The organism is Paenibacillus protaetiae (assembly GCF_004135365.1).
GTDB classification, from domain to species: Bacteria; Bacillota; Bacilli; order Paenibacillales; family Paenibacillaceae; genus Paenibacillus_AP; species Paenibacillus_AP protaetiae.
The window spans coordinates 2704477-2728849 of record NZ_CP035492.1 but is presented as its reverse complement, the minus strand read 5'-3'; the positions used below and the strand labels follow the sequence as shown (position 1 = coordinate 2728849).

25 protein-coding genes are annotated in these 24373 nt (G+C 54.4%); 21 read left to right on the top strand and 4 right to left on the bottom strand.

Going from position 1 to position 24373, the window contains the following annotated elements:
- Positions 1-12 precede the first annotated feature (12 nt).
- From ET464_RS12600 to ET464_RS12575, 6 genes are all read left to right on the top strand, one after another.
- Entirely contained in the window at positions 13-894 is an 882-nt protein-coding gene (locus tag ET464_RS12600; RefSeq protein ID WP_129441392.1) for a glycoside hydrolase family 43 protein, read from the top strand.
- Positions 895-957: 63 nt separating this feature from the next.
- Complete coding sequence (gene fumC, locus ET464_RS12595) at positions 958-2343, top strand: class II fumarate hydratase (RefSeq protein WP_129441390.1); 1386 nt, start codon at positions 958-960, stop codon at positions 2341-2343.
- A 195-nt stretch (positions 2344-2538) separates the two neighbouring features.
- Complete coding sequence (locus ET464_RS12590) at positions 2539-3276, top strand: AAA family ATPase (protein WP_129441388.1); 738 nt, start codon at positions 2539-2541, stop codon at positions 3274-3276.
- Positions 3277-3761: 485 nt separating this feature from the next.
- Positions 3762-5702 carry an ABC-F family ATP-binding cassette domain-containing protein gene (locus tag ET464_RS12585; protein ID WP_129441386.1) on the top strand — a complete coding sequence of 647 codons (1941 nt, stop codon included), beginning with the start codon at positions 3762-3764 and terminating at the stop codon, positions 5700-5702.
- 80 nt (positions 5703-5782) lie between these two features.
- The gene (locus ET464_RS12580; RefSeq protein WP_129441384.1) at positions 5783-5980 is read left to right on the top strand and encodes a hypothetical protein; all 198 of its coding nucleotides are present in this window, start codon (positions 5783-5785) and stop codon (positions 5978-5980) included.
- Between the two features lie 118 nt (positions 5981-6098).
- Positions 6099-6728, top strand: a complete 630-nt coding sequence (locus ET464_RS12575; RefSeq protein WP_129441382.1) for a fumarylacetoacetate hydrolase family protein — start codon at positions 6099-6101, stop codon at positions 6726-6728.
- 297 nt (positions 6729-7025) lie between these two features.
- Here the strand turns inward: ET464_RS12575 and ET464_RS12570 are convergent, their stop codons facing one another.
- Both ET464_RS12570 and trxB read right to left on the bottom strand, forming a co-directional pair.
- The gene (locus ET464_RS12570; protein WP_129441380.1) at positions 7026-7466 is read right to left on the bottom strand and encodes a Dps family protein; all 441 of its coding nucleotides are present in this window, start codon (positions 7464-7466) and stop codon (positions 7026-7028) included.
- 307 nt (positions 7467-7773) lie between these two features.
- Positions 7774-8715: a thioredoxin-disulfide reductase gene (trxB, locus tag ET464_RS12565; protein WP_129444352.1), complete on the bottom strand. Its 942-nt coding sequence runs from the start codon at positions 8713-8715 to the stop codon at positions 7774-7776.
- A 165-nt stretch (positions 8716-8880) separates the two neighbouring features.
- Between trxB and ET464_RS12560 the strand changes: the two genes are divergently transcribed.
- The 9 genes from ET464_RS12560 (at position 8881) to ET464_RS12520 (ending at position 18438) form a co-directional block, all read left to right on the top strand.
- Entirely contained in the window at positions 8881-9555 is a 675-nt protein-coding gene (locus tag ET464_RS12560; RefSeq protein WP_129441378.1) for a response regulator transcription factor, read from the top strand.
- Positions 9556-10080 (top strand): hypothetical protein, encoded by a 525-nt coding sequence (locus tag ET464_RS12555; protein WP_129441376.1) that lies wholly within the window; start codon positions 9556-9558, stop codon positions 10078-10080.
- Positions 10081-10118: 38 nt separating this feature from the next.
- Positions 10119-10931, top strand: a complete 813-nt coding sequence (locus ET464_RS12550) for a HAMP domain-containing sensor histidine kinase (RefSeq protein WP_129441374.1) — start codon at positions 10119-10121, stop codon at positions 10929-10931.
- A gap of 121 nt (positions 10932-11052) precedes the next feature.
- The gene (gene galU / locus ET464_RS12545; protein WP_244226769.1) at positions 11053-11877 is read left to right on the top strand and encodes a UTP--glucose-1-phosphate uridylyltransferase GalU; all 825 of its coding nucleotides are present in this window, start codon (positions 11053-11055) and stop codon (positions 11875-11877) included.
- 181 nt (positions 11878-12058) lie between these two features.
- Positions 12059-13189 carry a GntR family transcriptional regulator gene (locus ET464_RS12540; RefSeq protein WP_129441370.1) on the top strand — a complete coding sequence of 377 codons (1131 nt, stop codon included), beginning with the start codon at positions 12059-12061 and terminating at the stop codon, positions 13187-13189.
- A 159-nt stretch (positions 13190-13348) separates the two neighbouring features.
- Positions 13349-14047, top strand: coding sequence for an L-ribulose-5-phosphate 4-epimerase (gene araD / locus ET464_RS12535; RefSeq protein ID WP_129441368.1), 699 nt, complete (start codon positions 13349-13351; stop codon positions 14045-14047).
- 32 nt (positions 14048-14079) lie between these two features.
- Positions 14080-15753, top strand: coding sequence for a ribulokinase (locus ET464_RS12530; RefSeq protein ID WP_129441366.1), 1674 nt, complete (start codon positions 14080-14082; stop codon positions 15751-15753).
- Positions 15754-15980: 227 nt separating this feature from the next.
- The gene (locus ET464_RS12525) at positions 15981-17261 is read left to right on the top strand and encodes a zinc ribbon domain-containing protein (protein ID WP_129441364.1); all 1281 of its coding nucleotides are present in this window, start codon (positions 15981-15983) and stop codon (positions 17259-17261) included.
- 25 nt (positions 17262-17286) lie between these two features.
- The gene (locus ET464_RS12520; protein WP_129441362.1) at positions 17287-18438 is read left to right on the top strand and encodes a S1C family serine protease; all 1152 of its coding nucleotides are present in this window, start codon (positions 17287-17289) and stop codon (positions 18436-18438) included.
- Between the two features lie 142 nt (positions 18439-18580).
- Here the strand turns inward: ET464_RS12520 and ET464_RS12515 are convergent, their stop codons facing one another.
- Complete coding sequence (locus ET464_RS12515; protein WP_129441360.1) at positions 18581-19201, bottom strand: hypothetical protein; 621 nt, start codon at positions 19199-19201, stop codon at positions 18581-18583.
- Positions 19202-19381: 180 nt separating this feature from the next.
- Entirely contained in the window at positions 19382-19996 is a 615-nt protein-coding gene (locus tag ET464_RS12510; protein ID WP_129441358.1) for a superoxide dismutase, read from the bottom strand.
- Positions 19997-20383: 387 nt separating this feature from the next.
- Between ET464_RS12510 and ET464_RS12505 the strand changes: the two genes are divergently transcribed.
- The 6 genes from ET464_RS12505 (at position 20384) to folE (ending at position 24365) form a co-directional block, all read left to right on the top strand.
- Positions 20384-20806 carry a GNAT family N-acetyltransferase gene (locus ET464_RS12505; protein ID WP_129441356.1) on the top strand — a complete coding sequence of 141 codons (423 nt, stop codon included), beginning with the start codon at positions 20384-20386 and terminating at the stop codon, positions 20804-20806.
- Positions 20807-20983: 177 nt separating this feature from the next.
- Positions 20984-21583 carry a signal peptidase I gene (gene lepB / locus ET464_RS12500; protein WP_244226523.1) on the top strand — a complete coding sequence of 200 codons (600 nt, stop codon included), beginning with the start codon at positions 20984-20986 and terminating at the stop codon, positions 21581-21583.
- A gap of 11 nt (positions 21584-21594) precedes the next feature.
- Complete coding sequence (gene rnhA, locus ET464_RS12495; RefSeq protein WP_129441354.1) at positions 21595-22029, top strand: ribonuclease HI; 435 nt, start codon at positions 21595-21597, stop codon at positions 22027-22029.
- A gap of 43 nt (positions 22030-22072) precedes the next feature.
- Positions 22073-23290: a tRNA epoxyqueuosine(34) reductase QueG gene (queG, locus tag ET464_RS12490; RefSeq protein WP_129441352.1), complete on the top strand. Its 1218-nt coding sequence runs from the start codon at positions 22073-22075 to the stop codon at positions 23288-23290.
- Between the two features lie 220 nt (positions 23291-23510).
- Positions 23511-23726: a YneF family protein gene (locus tag ET464_RS12485; RefSeq protein ID WP_129441350.1), complete on the top strand. Its 216-nt coding sequence runs from the start codon at positions 23511-23513 to the stop codon at positions 23724-23726.
- Between the two features lie 45 nt (positions 23727-23771).
- Positions 23772-24365, top strand: a complete 594-nt coding sequence (folE, locus tag ET464_RS12480) for a GTP cyclohydrolase I FolE (RefSeq protein ID WP_129441348.1) — start codon at positions 23772-23774, stop codon at positions 24363-24365.
- The last annotated feature ends 8 nt before the right edge of the window (positions 24366-24373 follow it).

Below are 24373 nucleotides of genomic sequence, written 5' to 3'. Positions count from 1 at the left end.
GGAGGGGACGGCATGCCGCATCGGACGGCCATTCGAATACGTGATCCTTATGTACTGGCTGAGCACAATGATCGTTTCTATTATTTATACGGGACGACGGATGATAACGTCTGGAATGGACCCGCAACCGGGTTCGACGTTTATCGCAGCAGAGATTTGGACAACTGGGAAGGGCCATATCCGGCATTCCGTCCGGAACCGGGCTTTTGGGCGGACCGGCATTACTGGGCGCCGGAAGTTTACAGCTACAACGGGCGGTATTATATGTTCGCTTCCTTTAAGTCGGAGCATAGGCGGCGGGGAACGCAGGTGCTTGTCGCCAAAGGGCCGCTTGGCCCATTCGAGCCGCTGACAGGCGAGCCGGTTACGCCGCGTGAATGGGAGTGCCTGGACGGCACGCTGCATCTGGACGGGAACGGCAGCCCATGGATCGTGTTTTGCCATGAATGGCTGCAGGTGAAGGACGGCAAAATGTGCGCCATGCCGCTGAAGGAAGATCTTCGCCGCGCTGCCGGCAAGCCGGTTGTGCTGTTCAGCGCATCGGAAGCGCCGTGGACGAAAGCGGGTCAGGACGGCACGGTGTATGTGACGGACGGACCTTTCCTGCACCGTCTTGCGGACGGCGGGCTGCTGATGTTGTGGTCGAGCAGCTCCCGGAACGGTTACGCGATTGGTGTCGCGCGTTCGGAATCGGGCAGTGTTACCGGTCCGTGGACGCATGACCCTGAGCCGCTGCTTCCGGAAGAGGGCGGGCATGGCATGTTGTTCCGCGCCTTCGATGGCGGGCTTGTTCTGGCGATGCATGCGCCCAATAAGCAGCCGAACGAAAGGGCGGTTTTTATCCGAATGGAAGAGAAGGGCGGTAAGCTAAAGCCTCTGCGCTCCGGCATTTGAAATAAGCCATCCGTTAAGTATAAAGTAAGAAGTAGTAAACAGGACATGAGGAGGCAATCAAGCATGGAATACCGGATTGAAAAAGATACGATGGGCGAAATCAAGGTCCCTGCAGACAAGCTGTGGGGTGCGCAAACGCAGCGCAGCCTGCAAAATTTCAAAATCAGCGGCGAGCGGATGCCGATCGAAGCGGTGTACGCGATGGCCTACGTGAAAAAGGCTGCGGCGCAAGCCAATGCTAAAATCGGCATGATTGATGAAGCGAAGGCATCCATTATCGGCGAGGTCGTAGACGAAATTTTGTCCGGCAAATGGGATGAGCATTTTCCGCTTGTGGTATGGCAAACCGGCAGCGGCACGCAAACGAACATGAACGTTAACGAAGTGATCGCAAACCGCGCCAACCATTTGCTGCAGGAGCGCGGCAGCGAAGTGCGCATTCATCCGAACGACGACGTGAACCGTTCGCAAAGCTCCAACGATACGTTCCCGGCGGCGATGCATATCGCGGGTGTCATTGCAGTGGAAGACCGCCTGCTGCCTTCGCTGGACAAGCTGTCCGCCACATTGGAAGCAAAAATGAAGCAGTTCGCGGACATCGTCAAAATCGGCAGAACCCATCTGCAGGACGCCACGCCGATTACGCTTGGCCAGGAAGTAAGCGGCTGGTATGCGATGCTGCAAAAGACGCGCAAAATGATCGAAAACAGCCTCGAGGATATGCGCGAGCTGGCGCTTGGCGGCACGGCTGTCGGCACGGGCCTCAACGCTCATCCGAAGTTTGCCGAGCAGGTAGCGGCGGAAGTGTCCGAGCTGACCGGCAAACGTTTCGTTACGGCTCCAAACAAGTTCCATTCCTTGACGAGCCATGATCATATCGTTTATACCCACGGCGCAATCAAAGCGCTTGGCGCGGATTTGATGAAAATCGCCAACGATGTCAGATGGCTGGCCAGCGGTCCGCGCTGCGGCATCGGCGAAATTGTTATTCCGGAGAACGAGCCGGGCAGCTCCATTATGCCGGGCAAAGTGAATCCGACCCAAAGCGAAGCGATTACGATGGCGGTATGCCAAGTGATCGGCAACGATACGGCAATCGGCATGGCGGCCAGCCAAGGCAACTTCGAGCTGAACGTGTTCAAGCCGGTCATCATTTATAACTTCCTGCAATCCGTTGCTTTGCTGGCGGACGGCATGGTGTCGTTTAACGATAACTGTGCGGTTGGCATTGAGCCGAACCTGCCTGTCATTCAACGCAACCTGGAGCAATCGCTGATGCTCGTTACCGCGCTCAACCCGCATATCGGCTACGAAAATGCGGCGAAAATCGCGAAAAACGCACACAAAAACGGCCTGACGCTGAAGGAATCCGCGATTCAAAGCGGCTTGCTCACCGCCGAGCAGTTCGACGAATTTGTCCGCCCGGAGAAAATGATCGGCAACCTGTAGCAGAGATGAAAAGGAGAGCGAGATGGCTGCGGCCATTTGGCCCTCCTTTTTTGCGTGGAGCGGCTGGCCATCGGAGGGAGGGGCTGTTGACCTCGGGGCAGCTGCGGCACCGCGATTGCTGCAATAGCGGCAGTTAGTGGTGCACCTGTCGCCGCGGCAGCCGCAAATGAACGGTTTTCAAGGAGGAACAGCCGGATGTTTTTGCGAGAAATAACAAAAATGAACGACCGGATCAGCCCGCATATGCAGGAGCAATACCCGTTCAACATTCCGAGCATCCGGTCGCTGGAGCGGCTCCGCTTGACCAAGCGGGTTACCTTTCTGGTTGGGGAGAACGGCTCGGGCAAATCCACGCTGCTGGAAGCTATGGCATACCAATGCGGGTTTCATACCGGTGGCGGCGGGCGAAACAACCAATATACGCTTGACAGCTCGGAGGCGGCGCTTAGCGATTATTTGCGGTTGTCCTGGCTGCCGAAAGTGACAAACGGATTTTTTTTGCGGGCGGAGTCGTTTTACCAGTTTTCTGCTCATATTGATGAAATGGTACGCGAAAATCCTGGAGAAGCATGGCTCATTTACAGGCCGTACGGCGGTAAATCGCTGTTTCAGCAATCGCATGGCGAATCCTTTTTTGCATTGTTCCAGAACCGTTTCGGGAAGCGGGGAATTTATTTGCTCGATGAGCCCGAGGCAGCGTTGTCGCCGTCGCGCCAGCTTGCATTTCTGAGCATTCTTCACACCCTCCAGCGCAGCGCGCAGCTGATTATCGCTACACACTCGCCTATTCTGCTTGGTTATCCGGGTGCGGATATTATCAGCTTTGACGGCGGGAACATTCATCCGGTTTCTTATGAAGAAACGGACCATTACCAGGTCACTCGGCGGTTTTTGGAAAACCGGAAAATGTATTTAAACGAGCTGCTGGACTAATTCGGCATGATGCTGGCTGTAGGGCTGCGGTCTTCCCGCGCCATTCCATTTATAAGACGGAGAACGAGGGGCCTTAATCGCTGAGCGGCTCAACCAGCTTCGCTTTCATCGCGCTCCATGTTTTAATTTTGATTAAATTTACATGTTTACTCGGGTTTGAATTTAAAAAAAGTATTGATGATCGAAAATCCGGATAGAAAAGCGATCAGAAAATGCCCGCCGTAGTAGTTGTACAACTCAAAAAAAAGAAATAGGAATACCGTTTGATCATCCAAAGCGCCTCCAAATTTATATCACTATAAAAATGATATTCATCAACAGATTCCTCATTCATTTCAATTCTCCTTCTGAATGGGCAGTGACTGCAGCCGCGTAAAGCGCGGAGCCGGCTTGTCTTTCGCAGGCGGCAAAACGGCTGCAAAATATGGTATGATACGGGTGGCGGCCGGCTGGCCGAACCAGTTTGGGCAAGGTAGGTACTGACAATGCATTTATTATCGGTTGAACATATAACAAAAAGCTACGGCGAAAAAATGCTGTTTGAGGACGTGAATTTTGGCGTCGAGGACGGCGACAAAATCGGCATTATCGGCGTCAACGGCACCGGCAAGTCGACGTTTCTGAAGGTCATTGCGGGCATCGAGCCGCCGGATTCCGGCTCCATCTCGATTGGCAATCGCGTAACGGTGCGGATGCTGGCGCAGGACCCGGTATTTACGCCGGGCGAAACGGCGCTGGAGCATGTGCTGGGCGGCGATTCGCCGCAGCTGAAGGCTGTACGCGAGCATGCAGCGGCGATGGAAGCGCTGGAGCTGAATCCAGGCGATGCCGCGCTGCAGCAGCGGGTTGTTGCGGCGAATCAGAAGATGGATGAGCTGGACGCATGGCAGCTGGAAAGCGACGCCAAGACGGCGCTTTCCAAGCTCGGTATTTATGACAGCGGCGTTCGCGTCGATACGATGTCCGGCGGGCAGCGCAAGCGCGTGGCGATGGCAGCGGCACTGCTGCAGCCGTCGGATATTTTGATATTGGACGAGCCGACCAACCATATTGACAACGAATCGGTGGCCTGGCTCGAAAGTATGCTGCAAAAACGCCGCGGCGCGCTGCTGATGATTACGCATGACCGCTATTTCCTCGACCGTGTCAGCAATCGCGTTATTGAGCTGGACAAAGGGAAGGCGCATTTTTATGAGGCGAACTACAGCCGGTTTCTGGAGCTGAAGCTGGAGCGTGAGGAGCGGGAAGCGGCGTCCGAGGCGAAACGGCAAAACTTGCTGCGCAATGAGCTGGCGTGGATCCGGCGCGGGGCAAAGGCGCGTTCAACGAAGCAAAAGGCACGGATTGACCGTTTCGAAGACTTGAAGAAGCAGGGGCCGCAGGCCGGCAGCGGCAAGCTGGACATTTCGGTAGCTTCCACCCGGCTGGGCCGCAAAATTGTGGAGCTCGAAGGCGTGAGCAAATCGTTTGGCGAGCGGACGGTCATTCGTGATTTCAGCTATATTGCAGTGCCGGAGGATCGTGTCGGCATCGTAGGCCGCAACGGGGAAGGCAAATCGACGCTGATGAAAATTATTGCCGGCCATTTGCAGCCGGACGAAGGCACAGTAGAGCTTGGCCAGACAGTGAAGCTGGGCTGGTTCTCGCAGGAGCATGAAGAGATGGACGAGTCGCTTCGTGTTATTGAATATATCCGCGAGGAAGCGGAGCAGGTCAAAACCGGAGACGGCACGACGATTTCCGCTGCGCAAATGCTGGAGCGGTTCCTGTTCCCGCCGGCGATGCAGTGGAGCCTGATCGGCAAGCTGTCCGGCGGCGAGAAGCGGCGCCTGCAGCTGCTGCGGGTGCTGATGAGCGCGCCAAACGTGCTGATGCTCGACGAGCCGACCAATGATTTGGACATCGCAACGCTGACCGTGCTGGAGTCGTATTTGGATGAATTTCCGGGCGTTGTGTTTGTGGTATCCCATGACCGCTACTTTCTGGACCGGACGGTGGACAAAATTATCGCGTTTGAAGGTAATGGCGTCATTACGCATCATACGGGCAATTATTCCGATTATCAGGAGCATGCGGACAAGCAGGCAGCAAGCGCTGCGCCTTCCGCCGCTCCCGGGAAGCAGCAGGGCACGGGCCGCGATGGCGGCGGAAGCCGGCCGGAAGCGTCTCGTGGCGAAAGCAAGGAACGCAAGCTGAAAATGTCGTATAAGGATCAAAAAGACTTCGAGCAGATCGACGGCTGGATTGAAGAAGCGGAACAGCGGCTTGCCTCGGTGGCCGCCGCAATGGAAGCGGCAGGAAGCGACTCCGCCAAGCTGCAGGAGCTTGCGGAGCAGCAGCAGCAGCTGGAAGCGAAGCTGGAGCAGCTGATGGACCGCTGGACGGAACTGAATGAGCTGGCCGAGCAAATCGCAGCGCAAAAATAATTTACGCCGCGCTCGCGTGCCGGTGCGGCGGGCTGGGCCGCGTGGCTGGCATAGCATGCGGTAAGCGGGTGTACGAGGCAGTGGAGCTGGAGCAAGCGACGGGCAGTGCGCGTGACTGGCGGAGCAACCGGCTTGCGAGTTTGACCGGTGTAACCGCGACTGAAACTGCAAAAATGCAGTTGTTTTTTAACGAAGTTGCTAGTTTGAAAGGTTTAACTGCAAAAATGCAGTTATTTCAACTGATTTTGACCGATTTAAGCCCAAGTGCGATGATTTAACTGCAAAAATGCAGTTGTTGATCCTTTTTTCTATAAAATGGACCCAATTAAATGTATTTTTGCAGTTTGATTTAGCAAGACGATGCCGATTGGATCCAAATAACGAGGAGAGAGTCAAATGACAACGGATATTCGCAACATTTATTGCATTGGACGGAACTATCGCCTGCATGCGCTTGAACTGGGCAATGATGTGCCCGATTCGCCGATGGTATTTATGAAGCCTTCGCATGCGGTGGTGCCGATGAACGGGCAAACGGTAGAGCTTCCCGCTGAGCGCGGCGAAATCCATTTTGAGCTGGAAATCGTGCTGCGGGTTGGCAAAAGCTACGAGCCCGGCATGGATGCGGATGCTTGCGTCGACGCGATGGCGCTTGGCCTTGATCTGACGCTGCGCGATGTGCAAAGCAAGCTGAAAGCGAAAGGCCATCCTTGGCTGGATGCCAAAGGATTCAAAAACTCGGCGCCGCTTGGCGAGTGGCTTGCTTATCCAGGCTGGAAGGCGCTGCAGGACAGCGAATTTACGCTTGTACGAAGCGGCGTTGAAGCGCAGCGGGGCAGCAGCAAAGATATGCTGTTCCATATTCCGCAGCTGATCGAGCATATTGCGGCAAACTTCGGCCTGAAGGAAGGAGACCTGATTTTTACGGGGACTCCTGCAGGCGTGGCCGCGCTGCAAGACGGAGACACACTCGAGGTTTATTGGGCTGAGAGGAATGCCGGCTCCTGCACAGTGCGCCTAGTGTAGACAACCCAGCGGCCCAGCCGTCTCCTGCACAGTGCGCCTAGTGTAGACGGCCGGGCGGCCCAGCGCGCACCAGCACCATGCTGTGTCCTCATCAGGCAGCGCACAGGGCTGGCCAATCTGCCAGCAAGCCCGTACCGTAGGGCTGACTTATCTGCCCGGAACATCCAACGGGCTGTTCTCCCCCGCCAGCGCGCAGGGCTGGCGGATGCGATCTCATAAACAAAGCAGGCTGCCGAATATCAATCCGGCAGCCTGCAGGCGGAGCAAGCGAATTCGTTTGCTCCGCCCTTTTTTATGTTAACGACCGTTGAAGGCGTTCAGCATCCATACATGTTTCTCAAGGGTAGTATGAATGGCGAGCAGCATATCGGCAGTCGTTTCATCGCCGGCGTTTTGCGCGGCTTCCATGCCTGCTTTAAGCTCCTCGATCAGGATGCTGAAGTCGCCGATCAGCGTGTCGACCATTTGCGTAGCGTTCTCGTCGCCGGCCGCTTCCCGAATGGCGGACGTCTCCATGTACGCCTTCATCGAAGCAAGCGGTTTACCTCTCAGCGCCAACAGTCGTTCTGCCAGCTCATCGACATGCAGTGCAGCTTCTTCATACAACTGCTGGAATTTCTCGTGCAAAGTGAAGAACTGCGTTCCTTTTACATACCAATGGTAGTTGTGCAGCTTGACATAAAGCACGCTCCAGCTGGCGATTTGGCGGTTAAGTATTTCATGAATACGAGTTGTCATATTGTATCATCCTTTCTTCTTCCGAGAATTCCAAGGAACGGATCCCTTGACTCTCACATTCAATTTGAACTAATTCCTTATTTATAATAATTATAATATAAGAATTAGAAAAGTCAATAGAAAGGCAAATAAAAAAGGTACAACCTGGATGAGCCATCCGGGGTTGTACCTTGCCGCATCCACAGCGGTGCAGCGCTGTGGATTCAGGGTTAACATACCATTTATATTAGAAACACTCTCAACAGCTTTATTATACACTGCTTGCGGCTAAAGAAACACCATTTTTTTAAAAGAATTTTGCCACGATTTAGGATTTAACGGTTTCGAGCGCATGCTCCTCGATAAAACGCTCCGCATCCAGCGCAGCCATGCAGCCGCTGCCTGCAGCAGTGATCGCTTGGCGGTATTTGCTGTCTTGAACGTCGCCGCAGGCGAAGACGCCAGGAATGTTTGTATACGACGAGCCGGGTACGGTTTTGATGTAGCCATGTTCGTCGAGATCAATCTGGCCGCCGAGGAAGCCGGTGTTTGGCGTATGGCCAATCGCGATGAAGACGCCGCTTGTTTCGATCAGTTCTTCTTCGCCGGTCGCATTGTTGCGGACTTTCAGCCCGGTTACGTTCATGCCGTTGGATACGACTTCAACCGGCGTACGGTTCAGGCTCCAGCGGATTTTTTCATTGCTGCGCGCGCGGTCCTGCATAATTTTCGAAGCGCGGAGCTCTTCGCGGCGGTTGACGAGTTCAACCTCTGTTGCAAACTTTGTCAAGAAATGCGCTTCTTCCATTGCGGAGTCCCCGCCGCCGATAACGACGATTTTTTTGTTGCGGAAAAAGAATCCGTCGCATGTCGCGCACGTGCTGACGCCGCGTCCGATGTTCTCCTGCTCGCCTTCGATGCCGAGGTATTTCGCCGATGCGCCGGTCGAAATGATGACCGTTTCCGCCAGCAGCTCGCCTTGGCCTTCAACATCCAGCTTGAACGGGCGGCTGCTGAAATCAACGCTTTTCACCGAACCGGTGCGGAATTCCGCGCCGAAACGCTGCGCTTGCTTGCGCATATTGGACATCAGCTCGCTGCCGAGGATGCCTTCCGGGAAACCCGGGAAGTTCTCGATTTCGGTTGTTGTCGTCAATTGGCCGCCCGGCTGCCAGCCCTCAATAACAAGCGGCTCCATGTTGGCGCGTGCGAGATATACGGCGGCGGTCAGCCCTGCAGGGCCGGTGCCGATAATAATGGATTTGTAAATCATATCTATATCCTCCTATCCGGAAATACAATTAAAGTTCTTATTTGAAATTATTATAAATAACGATGAAAGTCAACAAACTGCAATTTTCTTCATTTATATTTCATCTAGCTGTAGTACAGTATTGCTTAGCTATACGTTTGTCTATCAGGGAGGAACAATAGGATGGCCAAAATCTTAATTGTCGACGATGACCCGAACATCCGCGAGCTGGTCGGGCTTTTTTTGAAACGGGAAGGCTTTGAGGTGCTGGAGGCCCATGACGGCATGGACGCGCTGAAGCATTTGGAATCGGTGAAGCCGGACCTCGCGGTCGTGGATGTGATGATGCCCCGCATGGACGGCTTTACGTTATGCGAGGAGCTGCGGCGGGCGTATGATATGCCGCTTTTGCTGCTGACGGCTAAAGGGGAAACGGCCCATAAAATAAAAGGTTTCGAGCTGGGAGCGGATGATTACGTCGTCAAGCCGTTTGATCCGCCGGAGCTGGTCGTGCGGGTGAAGGCGCTGCTGCGCCGCTACCGGATTGCGGCATCGCAGACGGTGGAAGTGGGTTCGCTTGTCATGAACCACAGCGAATATTTTGTAACGGCGCAAGGCGAGAAGCTGACGCTCCCGCCCAAAGAGTTCGAATTGCTGTTTAAGCTGGCGAGCAACCCGGGGAAAACTTTTTCGCGGGAGCATTTGATTGAGCAAATATGGGGAATGGATTACGAAGGCGACGAGCGGACGGTAGATGTGCACATTAAGCGGCTGCGCGAACGGTTTCCCGAAAGCAAATGCGGCTTCCGTATCGTTACGATCCGAAGCCTCGGCTACCGGCTGGAGGAGGGGGCGTAAATGCGCAGCTTATATGTCCGGATTACAGCCAGCTTTCTGCTCATTGTACTATTAAGTATGGGCATCTCGTTCCTGATGGCTAATTCATTGTTCCGCAAAAACAATTCCGATCAGATGGAAAATCGTTTGTTCAACACATTAGAATCCGTCGAGCGGCTGTACAATGTATCCGCGCCGCGGGCATTGCCGATGCTGCTGCAGGAAACGGCGATGATGCAGGGGCTGTCGATCGTTGCCGTTGCCCCGAACGGCCAATACATCGCGGCAGGGCCGCGCAGCGAAGGCATCGTCTCCCGGCTCACTGCGGCCCAGCTGCAACATGTATTTAACGGCAGGACGGAGCGGATTGAGATGGAAAAAGCCGGGATAGGCGCTCCGCGTTCTGTTGCAATCGGGCACGGAGCCAGATTTGGCGGCATGCAGTGGGCTGTGTTTATGATGCCGTCCTATCAGCCGGAATTCCGCAGCTTCCAGCGCAATACGTATTCGATATTGTTCACCATATTAATAGCCGGGGGATATTAATATTAATTGTAACCCGTTATTTGGTGAAACCGCTGAAGATGATGAGAGCCGTTACGACACGGATTTCCAAAGGGGATTACAGCGCCAGGCTGCCGATGCACCGGAGGGATGAGCTGGGTGAGCTGGCCGACAGCATTAACCGGATGGCGTTTAACCTCTCCCGCCAGGACATGATGCGGCAGGACTTCGTCTCCAACGTATCGCATGAAATCCAATCCCCGCTTACTTCGATCGGCGGCTTTGCGGAGGCGCTTCGCAGCGATTTGCTTACCCGCGAAGAACGGGATCATTATGTGGGCATCATTAAGCAGGAAAGCAGCCGCCTGTCGCGGTTAAGCGAAAACTTGCTGAAGCTGGCCTCGCTGGATTCCAACCAGACGCCGTTTACGCCAAGCAGCTACCGGCTCGACCGGCAGCTGCGGGACGTGGTGCTTACGTTTGAGCCGCAGTGGCTGGCAAAAAGGCTGACGGTCGAGCTGCGGATGGAGGAAACCACGATTATGGCCGACAGCGACCAGCTGAATCAGGTGTGGGTCATTTTGCTGGCGAACAGCATGAAATTCACGCCGGAGGAAGGCATGATCTCGTTCCAGCTGCAGGAGAAAAACGGCTATGCGGTTGTCCGCGTGACGGATACGGGGATCGGCATTTCGGAAGAGGATCGCGAGCGTATATTCGAGCGGTTCTACAAAGCGGACCGCTCGCGTGACCGGAGCGCCGGAGGAAGCGGTTTAGGCTTGTCTATCGCCCGGAAAATCGTGGAGAACCATAACGGCACCATCGAAGCGGAGGCGAGCCAAGGGGGCGCTTCTTTTGTCATCACGCTTCCTGTCAAAGCCGGCCACGCCTAAAGGCAGTTGTATGGGCGCTTCAATAGGGTTAAGATAAGGGAAGCGGTTAGCAAGGTTTGGAAGGAGAGAATGAAGCGTGGCGCAATCATCGATTCGCAAGGCTATCATACCGGCGGGAGGTATGGGTACGCGTTTTTTGCCCGCAACGAAAGCACAGCCAAAGGAAATGCTGCCCATTATTGATACGCCTGCGATCCAATATATTGTAGAAGAAGCTGTGAAATCGGGCATTGAAAGCATTGTCATTGTGAGCGGCCGGCATAAGCGGGCGATTGAGGACCATTTTGACAAATCGTATGAGCTGGAGGCCGAGCTGGAAGCGCGCGGCAATGAGGAGCTGCTGAAGACGGTGCAAAGCATTTCCCGGCTTGCGGATATTTATTATGTCCGGCAAAAAGAGCCGCTGGGGCTTGGGCATGCAGTCATGTGCGCAAGGCGTTTCATCGGCAACGAACCGTTTGCCGTGTTGCTGGGCGACGATATTTTGAAATCCGATCCGCCCTGCTTGAAACAGATGATTGATATTTATGAGCGGGAACAGGCATCCGTCGTAGCCGTTATGGAAGTGCCTTGGGACCAGACGCACAAATACGGCATTGCGGCGATTGAAGGCGGCCAGCGGGGCGGCAGAATTACGCAGCTTGTAGAGAAGCCGCTGCCGGGGCAAGCGCCTTCCAACAGCGCAGTGGTGGGACGTTACGTGCTTCATCCGGCTATTTTTGATTTGCTGGAGAAGGCGTCGCCGGGCAAGGCGGGCGAAATCCAATTGACGGACAGCTTGCAGCGCCTGCTGGAGCAGCAGCCTCTTGTGGCCTATCCGTTTGACGGCATGCGTTATGATGTAGGCGATAAGCTTGGCTTCGTGCAGGCGACGATCGACTTTGCGCTGGAGCGCGAAGATTTGTCCGACGCGGTGCGCCAGTTTTTGCGCAACAAGCTGAAGTAACCGGTCTGGTGCCTGCAAGGCAAAGCGGCTGCGGACCATTCAATCAGAAGCACCCGGCGCGCTGAAACTGGCGGTTCGGGTGCTTTTTGTGTACAGGATGGACTTGTGTGCGTTATATGTACGTACAAGTTTGGCGTATGCTATACTACTTGTGCAAATTGATGATTAATGAGGTGTACTGTTGAAAGAGCAAATTCCGCCTAAATATATACAGCTGAAGCAAGAAATTATGTCGTGGATTGCGGCGCGCGAATATAAGCCGCATGACCGGCTGCCGTCGGAAAACGAGATTGCGGCGCAGTTTGAAATGAGCCGCCAGACCGTCCGCCAGGCGCTTGGCGATCTGGAGCAGGAGGGCCGGCTCTACAGGGTGCAAGGCAAAGGGACGTTTGTGTCCGGCCATGCGCCTCTGCCCGAACGATCCGGCGATGGAGCAGGCGGCATGACGGTCGGCCTGATTACCACCCATATATCGGATTACATATTTCCGGCCATTGTGCGGGGAGTCGAATCCACCCTGCGGCAGCAAGGGGCGAAGCTGCTGCTGGCCAGCACAGACAATGAGAAAGCGAAGGAGCGGGAAAGCCTTGCTTCGATGCTGCGCGAGCCGCTTACCGGACTGATTATCGAGCCGACCAAAAGCGCCGAAGGCGACACCAATTTTGATCTGTTCCTGACGCTGGACGCACAGCAAATTCCATATGTGATGCTGAATGAACGGTACAGCGACGTGGATGCCCCGGTGCTCCGCATAGACGACGAGCTTGGCGGCTATTTGGCGGCGCAGCATTTGCTGGAGCTGGGCCATACGCAGATCGCCGGTTTTTTCAAAACCGACGATTTCCAGGGCGTCCACCGGATGCGCGGATTTTTGCGCGCGCTCCGCGAGCACCGCATGGCGGTCCAGCCGGATAACCTGGTCCGGTATACGACGGAGGAGAAATATACCCGGCCGCAAAGCATGCTGGCGGACATGCTGGACCGGGAGCATGCGCAGCGCCCTACGGCTGTAATCTGCTACAATGACGAACTGGCGGTGCTGATGCTGGATGTCATCCGCAGATCGGGACTGCAGGTGCCGGAGCATTTGTCCATCGTCGGCTTTGACGATTCCAGCCTTGCGACGGCGACGGAAGTGAAGTTGACCACGCTTACCCACCCTAAAAGCGAAATGGGCGCCGATGCGGTCGATATGCTGATGAAGCTTGCCCAGCGGCAGCCGGGCGAGCGAATCATGCCGGACAAAATTTACGCGCCGTCGCTAGTCGTCCGGGAATCTACGCAGCCCCCTCGGCAGCCGATGCAGCTTTAAAGGCCGGGCGACGCCGCTCCTGTCAAAAAAGGCGTGACACACTTGTACGTACAACTTATAATAAGGGCAGAACCCTAAACTATAAGTTGTCCGAACTACTTCGGCAGACAACGTTGCGGAGAATGGTCCGGGCAATGTGCAAAAGGAGCGAAGCGGCGTATGCTGGAAGCTTTAAAGCAATCGGTATGGGAAGCCAATATGGACCTGCCCAAATACGGCCTGGTGACGTTTACATGGGGGAACGTAAGCGGCATCGACCGGGAAAGCGGGCTTGTGGTCATTAAGCCAAGCGGCGTGCCTTATGAGGAAATGAAGCCGGAGCATATGGTTGTCGTCAATTTACAAGGAACGGTGATTGACGGCGATTTGCGCCCGTCATCCGATACGCCAACCCATCTGGTATTATACGAGAAGTTCAAGAATATCGGCGGCATCGTCCATACGCATTCGCCTTGGGCTACCAGTTGGGCGCAGGCGGGGCAGGGCATTAAGGCGCTTGGCACGACGCAAGGCGATTATTTTTACGGCGAAGTGCCCTGCACGCGTCCGCTTACAAGAGAGGAAATCCAAGGCTCTTACGAGCTGGAGACCGGCAATGTCATCATCGAGACGTTCGACAAAAACGGTATTGATCCGAATCAGGTACCGTCTGTGCTTGTATACAGCCATGCGCCGTTCTGTTGGGGCAAGGATCCGCATCAAGCGATTCATCATGCGGTAGTGCTTGAGGAAGTGGCCAAGATGAACTGGCATTCGTACCAGATTAATCCCGGCCTGCAGCCGATGGATCAGCAGCTGCTGGACCGCCATTATTTGCGGAAGCATGGAGCAAACGCCTATTACGGGCAAATCGGGTAACGGCGAATGAAACGCGGGGGAGGCGGCATTTTTTGAGCAAAACATATGCAATTGGCATAGATTACGGCACACAGTCGGGGCGTGCGGTATTGGTCGATTTGGCTGACGGGGCGGAAGTTGCGGAACATGTAACGCCTTACCGGCACGGCGTTATGGATGAGGAACTGCCAGGCGGCGGGGTAAAGCTGGAATCCGACTGGGCGCTGCAGCATCCGCTTGATTATATTGAAGTGTTAACCCATTCGGTGCCGGCGGTGATGAAGTTATCAGGCGTGACGCCGGAGGCTGTCATCGGCATCGGCATCGACTTTACAGCCTGCACCATGCTGCCGGTGGACGGCAGCGGTACGCCGCTGTGCCTGCTGGATGCGTATAAGCATAACCCGCACAGCTGGGTGAAGCTATGGAAGCATCATGCGGCTCAAGCGGAAGCGAACCGCATTAATGAGCTTGCAGCGGAGCGGGGCGAGCGATTCCTGCCGCGGTATGGCGGCAAAATTTCATCCGAATGGATGATGGCGAAGGTATGGCAAATTTTAAATGAGGCGCCGGACATTTATGAAAGCGCTGACCATTTTATAGAAGCAACGGATTGGGTCGTGAACCAGATGACCGGCGGGAATGTGCTTCGCAACAGCTGTACGGCGGGCTACAAGTCCATCTGGCATAAGCGGGACGGTTATCCGGGCCGGAGCTTTCTTGCCGCATTGGATCCCCGGCTCGAGAACTTGGCGGAAACCAAGCTTCGCGGCGAGGTAATGCCGCTTGGCACCAAAGCCGGCGGATTGTCATCCGTGTTGGCGGCACGGATGGGGCTGGCGGCTGGAACGGCGGTTGCGGTCGGCAATGTGGATGCGCATGCCGCAGTGCCTGCCGTTGGCGTAGTAACGCCGGGCAAAATGGTCATGGCGATGGGCACGTCTATCTGCCATATGCTGCTTGGCACGGAAGAGAAGCGGGTGGAAGGCATGTGCGGCGTCGTGGAGGACGGCATTATACCGGGTTATTACGGGTATGAAGCGGGCCAGTCGGCGGTAGGCGATATATTCGAATGGTATGTGGATGAAGCGGTTCCGGCTTATGTGCATGAGGCGGCGCAGCGTGAAGGCGTGCATGTGCACGCTTATCTGGAGCGCAAGGCATCGGAGCTGATGCCGGGGGAAAGCGGGCTTCTGGCGCTGGACTGGTGGAACGGCAACCGTTCGGTGCTGGTGGACACCGATTTGACGGGCATCCTTGTCGGTATGACCTTGCAGACGAAACCTTGGGAGATATACCGCGCATTGCTCGAAGCAACGGCGTTCGGCACCCGCACAATTGTAGAAGCGTTCAACAGCAGCGGCGTGCCGGTCCATGAACTGTACGCCTGCGGCGGGCTTCCGCAAAAAAACCGGCTGCTCATGCAAATTTATGCGGATGTGACCAACCTCGAAATTAAAGTCGCAGCCTCCAGGCAGACGCCGGCCGTCGGAGCGGCTATGTTTGGAGCGGTAGCGGCCGGAGCGGCAAGCGGCGGTTACGATTCCATCGTAGAAGCTGCGCAGCATATGGCCCGTATACGCGAAGATACATTTAAGCCGATTCCGGCGAATGTCGAGGTCTACCGTAAGCTGTACGCAGAGTACCAGGCGCTGCATGATTATTTTGGCCGCGGTGCAAATGACGTTATGAAACGGCTGAAAAGCTTAAAGGATAAGGCGCGTTAAGGACTAATTTCCTAAATTTTGAAAAAGATGGCCGGCTTCGGCTGGAAATCATGTATCAATAAATTCAAGTGTGCTATTATGGATAAGAGTAAGACGAGGCTCGCTCCTCGGATTGCTCTTTTTTATTTTGCGGATTTCGGCAAATATTGGGGCTGGATAATCAGCCTCCTTCATCATAAATTGAATGTAAGAACAGACAATGGGGAAACGTCGGGGGTTGAACGGATTTGTATTGCCATCATTGCGGGAAAAAGCAGCCCGAGGATGCTGTTTATTGCAACCAATGCGGCCGGCTGCTGCAGCCGGAGGACGGCCGCGCGCCTTTGGAGCCGGAGCAGGGGCCGGAGCAGCAGGAAGCCGCAGCCGGCGTTGAAAGCGGCTTGTCCGCTGTGCCGGATCGGGAAGGCGGCCTGCTGCCTTCCAGCGTGCAGGCCGTCCGGCCGGATGAGCGGAAAAAAAGCCCGGGCTGGCTCATTTGGGGACTGATTCCTTTTGCCGTGCTGGTGTTGTCCGCCGGCGGGGTATTTGCTTATTATGTGCACGAAGACAACGTAAACAGCGAAGTGCGGGAGTGGCATATGCAGGCGCAGCAGGCCGGCCTTGCCGGCGATTACGAAAGCGCCATGAAGCTGCTGAAGCAGGCGTCAAGCAAACGCCCGGCTTATGAAGCGGTGCAGCAAGATATCGTAGCTGTACAAAAAGCGCTGCAGGATAAAAGCAGCTTGCAGCAAATCAGCGGTTTAATGGACAATAACTCATTAAACGAAGCGGAGCTTCAGCTGGAACAGCTGCGCTCGAAGCTGCTCGTGCAGGAAGGGACGTTGTTTGAGCCGATCCGCGCCGAACTGGAGCAGCTTAATGTAAAGCTTGAAGTGCAAAAGGCTGAAAATGAGCTGGATTCCTTGAATACGGTTGACGCGCTTGCCGCCAAATATAAGGAAGTGCAGCCGCTGACGGGCGCAGCGGCGGAAGCGCTGCAGGCCAAGCTGAAGGATAAAATCGCAGCGGTCAGCAACAAGGAAGCCTCAAGCCTGCTGGCGGCCAAAAAATTTACCGAAGCGCTGGCGGCTGTTCAGTCCGGCCTTGATTATGAGCCGGGCAATGAACCGCTTCTAAAGCTGCAGGAGCAAATTAAGCAGCAGAAGCAGCAGTTTGAAGACGCCGAACAGGCGCGGATAGAACACGCTATGCAAATTGCAGCGGAAGAAGATTTGCGCAATCATACGTCTGCCGTGGAAGTGGTGCGTCTGGAGCAGACGCTTGATGACAACGGCAATCTGATCGTAACCGGCCATTTGAAAAATTCAGCTACAAGGCCGATTTATACGGTTAAAGTACAGTTTACGGTATCCAGCCTCGAAGGAGAGCTGCTTGCCGCTGGCGAGGCGGATGCTGCGCCTAATTATGTAGAGCCGGGTGATGAAATGACTTTTACATGGGCTTCGCCGGACATCAAGCAGTCCGATGTAAAAGTTGTAGTCGATCACGCGACCTGGTATTTGGATTAATGGCTGCTTGGGGAGAAAAAGGACAATGAGAAAATCGGTATGGATAAGCGCCGCATTATGTACCGTTATGATCTGCGCAGCGGCAGGCGCGGCAGGCGTGGTGCATATGGAAGTGCCCAAGCAGCTGCAGGGGAAGCCGCTGCTGGCGGAGGTGCCGGAGCAAAGCGGCCCTAAATCGCTGAAGGACGTTATTTATGAAACACAAAAGCTGGTCGTTACAATTGAAACGCCGGACGGCATGCAAGGATCGGGATTTCTATACAATGACCAAGGCGATTTGATTACAAACGCTCATGTCGTAACAGGAGCAACGGATGTCACGGTCAAAACGGCGGATGCGCGCGTGCTGCAAGGGAAAGTGATCGGCATCAGCGAAGAGACGGACGTTGCTGTCGTGCGGGTGCAGGAGCTGGCAGGCGTCCAGCCGCTGCCCGTGATCCGCGACCGGAAAGCGGAAGTCGGCGATGAGGTGATTGCGGTCGGCAGCCCGCTGGGCTTTCAGAATACCGTCACAACGGGCATTATAAGCGGTGTCGGGCGCTCTTTTGTAATCGACCCGTACAGCTACAAAGATTTGTATCAGATCTCGGCAGTCATTGCGAAAGGCAACAGCGGCGGCCCGCTGGTGGATAAAGCAACCGGAGGCGTGATCGGCATTAATTCCGCCGGCATCGAGGAAGGCATGATCGGCTTCAGTATTCCGGTTATGGATGTGCTGGATTTGGCTGAAGGCTGGTCCAAGCAGCCGATGGCGACGCTGCCGGATACTGCGGCCTCTGGCCAGGACGATACGAATGCGTCTCAAGGGCAAACGCAAGGACAAGGGCAGCAGGCTGCTTCGATAACGGAATACAGCCAATATTTGGTGAAGCATTTTTACGACAGCCTGAACAGCGCCGATTACGTTTATGCCTACTCTTTGCTTGGCGGCAACTGGAAGGAAGGCACAAGCTACGAGGATTTCCGGCAAGGGTACTTGTCGACTCGCAACGTTGTTATTGACGATATGTATGTGACAAGCGACTCGAAGGACTCCGCCACCGTAACGGCCGTAATTTCGGTGGATGAACGGAAGGACGGCGAATACAAGCTGAGCAAATATCAGGTTACGTATGTTGTAGCCTATGAGAATGACCAGCTCAAGCTGATCAGCGGCAAAGGGAAAGCGATTGAATAACGTTTGCAGCCCATTGTCCGTTCAGACGGGTTCATCGGTTCAAACGACAAGGAAAAAGGTATCCCGGTGACCGGTGGGCGGCTGCGGGATACCTTTTGCTGCTTTCCGGCAGCTGCTGCCGGGTTAGACATCCCGGCATTTTTTATTCAAAGCCGGGATTAAAGGCGCCGGGAGCATAATAACCCGGCTGGAAGGAAGGCACAAGATTCAGCCGCACCGTATCGTTTGGATGAATCGGAAAATAAAGCAAGGAAAGCGGAATTTGCTCGCCGTTTAGCGTCAGGACAGCGTCAAACTGCCCTTCAACCGGCCGCTGATGAACGGAAGCGATTTGACCGCCGGGCGAAAGCTGGACGGCGCCCGTTTGCAGCAGCGATTCGATCAGCGTAAGACCTGGCCGGTAGGCTAGGCGGTATTTCTGGCTTTGCCCTGCAGCGCTTTCGATTTCCACCGTGACAGGCGCGGCGGGAATCGGGCCTTGGAGCTGCGGCGCCGGGAACGGGATCGGCATCGGGAACACCGGCCTTGTTTGCGGCGGATAACCGCCGTTTGCGGGATAGGGCGTTCCGGGCATCATGCCTGGAGCGGCGTAGGATGGTCCGGGCGCAGAAACATAGGCCGGCTGCTGCTGCAAGCCTGGTCCGGCTGAAGCGGCTGCACCTGTCCGGCGGCGCGGTCCGCCGCAGCCGCAGTCGCTGCCTGCGGGCACGGAAGGCGGGATATACTGCATCCGCTTGCCGGTTTGGCCGTTCATGTATGTCATCGGCTTGATTGCACTCCTTCACAGTAAGTTTGGGCGAAGATTCTGCAGTATTCTATGCGGCGAATGCCCGGCGGTGTGCATCCCGCATTGTGCGCTGCGGCAAGCCGCAAAAAAAAGGATCGTCCCTGCACCGGCCAACCGGCGGTGCGGGACGATCCCTTTGTAATACGGAACGAAACGTTATTTTACAGCAGCTTCGTAACGTTTGTTTGCTTCAGCCCAGTTTACAACGTTCCAGAACGCTGCGATGTAGTCAGGGCGTTTGTTTTGGTATTTCAGGTAGTAAGCATGCTCCCAAACATCCAGGCCAAGGATCGGCGTTTCGCCTTCCATCAGCGGGCTGTCTTGGTTAGGCAGGCTCGATACTTTCAGCTTGCCGTCTTTCACGGAAAGCCATGCCCAGCCGCTGCCGAAGCGGGTTGTAGCTGCTTTGGCGAAATCTTCTTTGAATTTGTCGAAGCCGCCCAGTTCGCTTTCGATTGCTGCAGCAAGAGCGCCAGTAGGAGCGCCGCCGCCGTTTGGTCCGATGATTTCCCAGAACAGGCTGTGGTTCGCATGGCCGCCGCCGTTGTTGCGGACAGCTGTGCGGATCGCTTCAGGAACGATTGCCAGGTTGTTAGCAAGCAGTTCTTCAACGGATTTGTCTTGCAGCTCAGGAGCGGATTCCAGAGCAGCATTCAGGTTTGTTACGTAAGTATTGTGATGGCGGTCATGATGGATTTCCATCGTAGTCGCATCAATGTGCGGTTCGAGCGCATTATTGGCGTATGGCAATGCAGGTAGTTGATGAGCCATAGTTAATCAGCCTCCATATGTGGTTTATGAAAATATCCAAATCCATTATCTCTCATTCATCTGAATAAATCAACATTTACGTTTCAAAAGTATTCTATGCCCTCCGGCCTTGTTTAAAAGAGGCAAAAGGATGTCTCCCGGCATTCAAAACGACAGGACTGTCATTCTTTTATACCATTACCCGATAAGCCGAATTTCATAACAAAAACGGAAAAATGGCAAGAAAATCGACTGTAAGCGCTTAAAATAAAGCGTTTTCAAGAGAAAACTACATATTTCTTTAAATTTTTTAAGGAATTTTAAAGATTTAAGCAGGGTTTCGTTAAAAATTGTCGTATAATAGTCATAACTGGCATCACTATGACAAGGTATAGAAGGTGTAAATCAATGAAGGTGCGTTCCTTTCAATTATCTGATTATCAGCTTGTTACCGGCTTGTTAGAGATGGTTCTTTCTGAAGAGTGTTACGAACAAACGATGGAAGCTTTTGCACGTCAGTTGTCATGGGACAGCGAGCTCGTTCTGGTTGCTGTCGAGGAATCCGAGGTGGTAGGCATCATGATCGGAACGATTGATAATAACAAAGGTTATTATTATCGGATCGCGGTTCATCCGCATCATCAGCGGCAAGGAATCGGCAAAGCGCTTATCCAGTCTTTGCGCCAGCGCTTTGAACAGCGCAATGTTATGAAAATTATGATTACAGCGGACGAGCATAATGAGCCGATTTTGCCCCTTTATGAATCGCTTGGTTACGCAGCCACTGATTTTTTTCGTTCTTTTCAGAAGCTTAGCATCGTCGCCGGCTGATGCCGACATTTCGTTTAACGTATAGAATATAAATGCTGTATATATTTAGGCATATCCGATGGGACGCCTCGCGGCTCCATGAATGGATATGCTTTTCTATTTGGCTTTGAATTGATATGATGGAGGCAAGTCACATGCTGACGATGTCTAATCTATAAGGTGCCGCGGGGTGAAACCATGAACACGTCCGATTTGGAAGGGCCGCATGACCAAATGGCGGAAGCTCCTGCTTCTTCGAAAATAAATTGGCCAAAAGAACTGTTCGAATGGTTAAAAACAGCGGGCATTGCTTTTGTTATTGTGCTTGCGCTTCATTTGTTTGTTTTTAATTTGTCCACCGTAGAAGGGCATTCGATGGAGCCGACGCTGCGGGACAAGGAATGGCTGTTTGTCAATAAAGTGGTGTATAAAGCCCGCAGCCCGAAGGCCGGGGATGTCATCATAATAAAAGATCCGCTGGACGTCCGGATGGGACTGAGCAAACCCGAGCTTCTGGTGAAGCGGGTAGTCGGCGTCCCCGGCGACCAGATTGAAATTTACAATAAAAAGCTGTACCGGAACGGCCAGCTTGTGAATGAGCCCTATATTGATACGGTAATTGAAGGGCATGATTACGGTCCTCATATCGTCGAGAAGGGCAGCTATTTTGTGCTGGGCGACAATCGGCACGCACAGGCAAGCAAGGATAGCCGCGTATTTGGCACTGTACCGGAAGCATTGATTCAGGGAAAGGCCGATTTTATCGTATGGCCGCTTAATCAAATGACGATGCTGTGATGGAGGGGAATATGAAGGAAGTTACGATCTATACGGACGGAGCATGTTCAGGCAATCCGGGTCCCGGCGGGTACGGGGCCGTCCTTTTTTATGGCCAGCATAAAAAGGAGATTTCGGGCGGAGAGAAGCATACGACCAATAACCGGATGGAAATATTGGCGGTTATTGAGGCGCTGTCTCTGCTGAAGGAGCCGTGCAACATTAAAGTGTACAGCGATTCGGCTTATGTGGTGAACTGCTTCCAGCAGAACTGGATTCGCGGCTGGCAGAGGAACGGCTGGAAAAACAGCAAAAAGGAACCGGTCGAAAACCAGGATTTGTGGAAAAAGCTGCTCGACGTGATGAGCCAGCATCAAGTGGAATATATCAAGGTCAAAGGGCATAGCGACAACGAATGGAACAACCGCTGCGACGAGCTGGCCCGCGAAGCGATTAAACGGCTGTAAGGTTTGGCATCGTTTTTGCCCTTGTGAGGAAGGGGAGCATTCTATGGCAGAACAACTTCATCAGAGCGGAGGCGCTGATTCGGCTTCCATGCCCGTCATGGGCGGCGGTTTTTGGGCGGCACTGAAGGAAGAAATGAAAGAGGCTGCTCCTCTGCTGGGCATTGATAAAATCGGGGTCGCTTCCTCCGCTCCGTTTACAGAGCTGAAGCAGCGGCTCATCCGGCACCGCGAGCTTGGGTATGAATCGGGATTTGAAGAGCCGGATTTGGACAAGCGCACAACGCCGGGACTGCTGCTGCCGACGGCGCAGTCGATCGTTGCGATTGCGGTCGCTTACCCGTCCAAGCTGGTAAGTCCGCCGAAGTCCGAACCGGGCGCCCGCAGAGGCATTATGGCCCGCTCGGCTTGGGGGCTCGACTACCATACCGTGCTTCGCGACCGGCTGGCCCGGCTCGAAGCTTGGCTGAAGGAGCGGGTGCCGGCGATGCTGGCGGAAAGCATGGTCGATACGGGCGAATTGTCCGACCGTGCGGTAGCAGAGCGGGCGGGCATCGGCTGGAGCGCCAAAAACTGTTCCATTATTTCGCCGGAGTTTGGGTCATGGATTTACCTCGGCGAAATGATTACGAACTTGCCGCTGCCGCCGGACGAGCCTGTGACGGACAGCTGCGGGGAGTGCACCAAATGTATCGACGCTTGTCCGACCGGCGCAATCGTTGCGCCGGGACAGCTGAATGCGAAACGGTGCATTTCGTTTATTACGCAAACAAAAGACTGGGTTCCCGAGCCGTTTATGCGCAAAATCGGCAACCGGCTGTACGGCTGCGACACCTGCCAGACCGTATGCCCGAAAAACCGGGGCAAAAACTGGACGCATCAGCCCGAGCTGCAGCCGGATCCCGAGCTGGCGAAGCCGCTGCTTGTGCCGCTGCTGACGATCGGCAACCGGGAATTCAAAGAGCGGTACGGCCATACCTCATCGGCATGGCGGGGCAAAAAGCCGATCCAGCGCAATGCGGTCATTGCGCTTGGCACCTTTAAAGAAGCGAGCGCCGTCCCGGACTTGACCGAGGTGCTGCTGAAAGACACCCGCCCGGTGCTGCGGGGGACAGCTGCCTGGTCGCTTGGCCAAATCGGCGGCGAGGCTGCCAAAGCCGCGCTCGAACAGGCGCTTGCCGCCGAGACGGACGAGGAAGCGGTCTGTTATATCAAGCGGGCTCTGGAGCAGCCGGCCATAACGGGCGAGCATCCGCCGGTCTAGGGCAGGCATGAAGCTGTCGGCACTGGCGGACGAATAGCCGCCGGCTATAACGGGGGCGAGCAGCCCTGTTCAAAGATGGCGAAGAAGCCTGATGCGGCGCGGCCAAAAGGCAAAAAAAGCGGTTTGCGGACGTGCCGTTTTCCGTGCTATTATAGGTTGAATTATGACAAAGCTTGTACATCCATAAGGTTAATGAGAAAGGGCCAGGTGACCGTTTTTTATGTGGAGCTACATCATTCCGATTATTACGCTAATCGTTGGGGTTATTGTTGGATTTGCCGCAGGCGTATTCTATTTGCGCAAGCAGATCGAACGCATGCAGAACAATCCGGAAATGATTCAAAAAATGGCAAAACAGATGGGCTACAATCTGAATAAGCAGCAAATGAACCGCGCGCAACAGATGATGAAAAATCAAAAGTTACCACGTAAATAATTTGCCTGTCGATTGGGTCCGATGCAGAAGGAGGGCAACCGACTTATGGCGGGCAGAAAAGACTATGTAAACAGCTCGGTAAATAACCATAGAGAGCAAATCGAATACCATGTTCGTGAAATTTTAAAGCTGATCGGCGAAAATGTGGAGCGCGAAGGCCTGCTCGAAACGCCGGCACGCGTAACCCGCATGTATGAGGAAATTTTCGCCGGTTACGAAGTGGATCCCCGCGAAGTGCTTGGCGTCACGTTCGACGAGCAGCATGAAGAGCTTGTTATCGTCAAAGACATTGTGTATTACAGCCAATGCGAGCATCATATGGCGCCGTTTTTTGGCAAGGCCCATATCGGATATATTCCAAGCGGTAAAATTGCCGGCCTCAGCAAGCTGGCAAGGCTGGTGGAAGCGATCACCCGCCGCCTGCAGGTGCAGGAGCGTATTACAACCCAGCTGGCCGACATCCTGATGGAGGAGCTTCAGCCGAACGGCGTCATGGTTGTGGTGGAAGGCGAGCATCTGTGCATGTGCGCGCGCGGTGTTAAAAAACCGGGAAGCAAAACCGTTACATCGGCTGTTCGCGGCGAATTCCGGACCAATCCGGCGATTCGGGCGGAATTTCTTGATTTGATCAAACGGTAATTGCATTT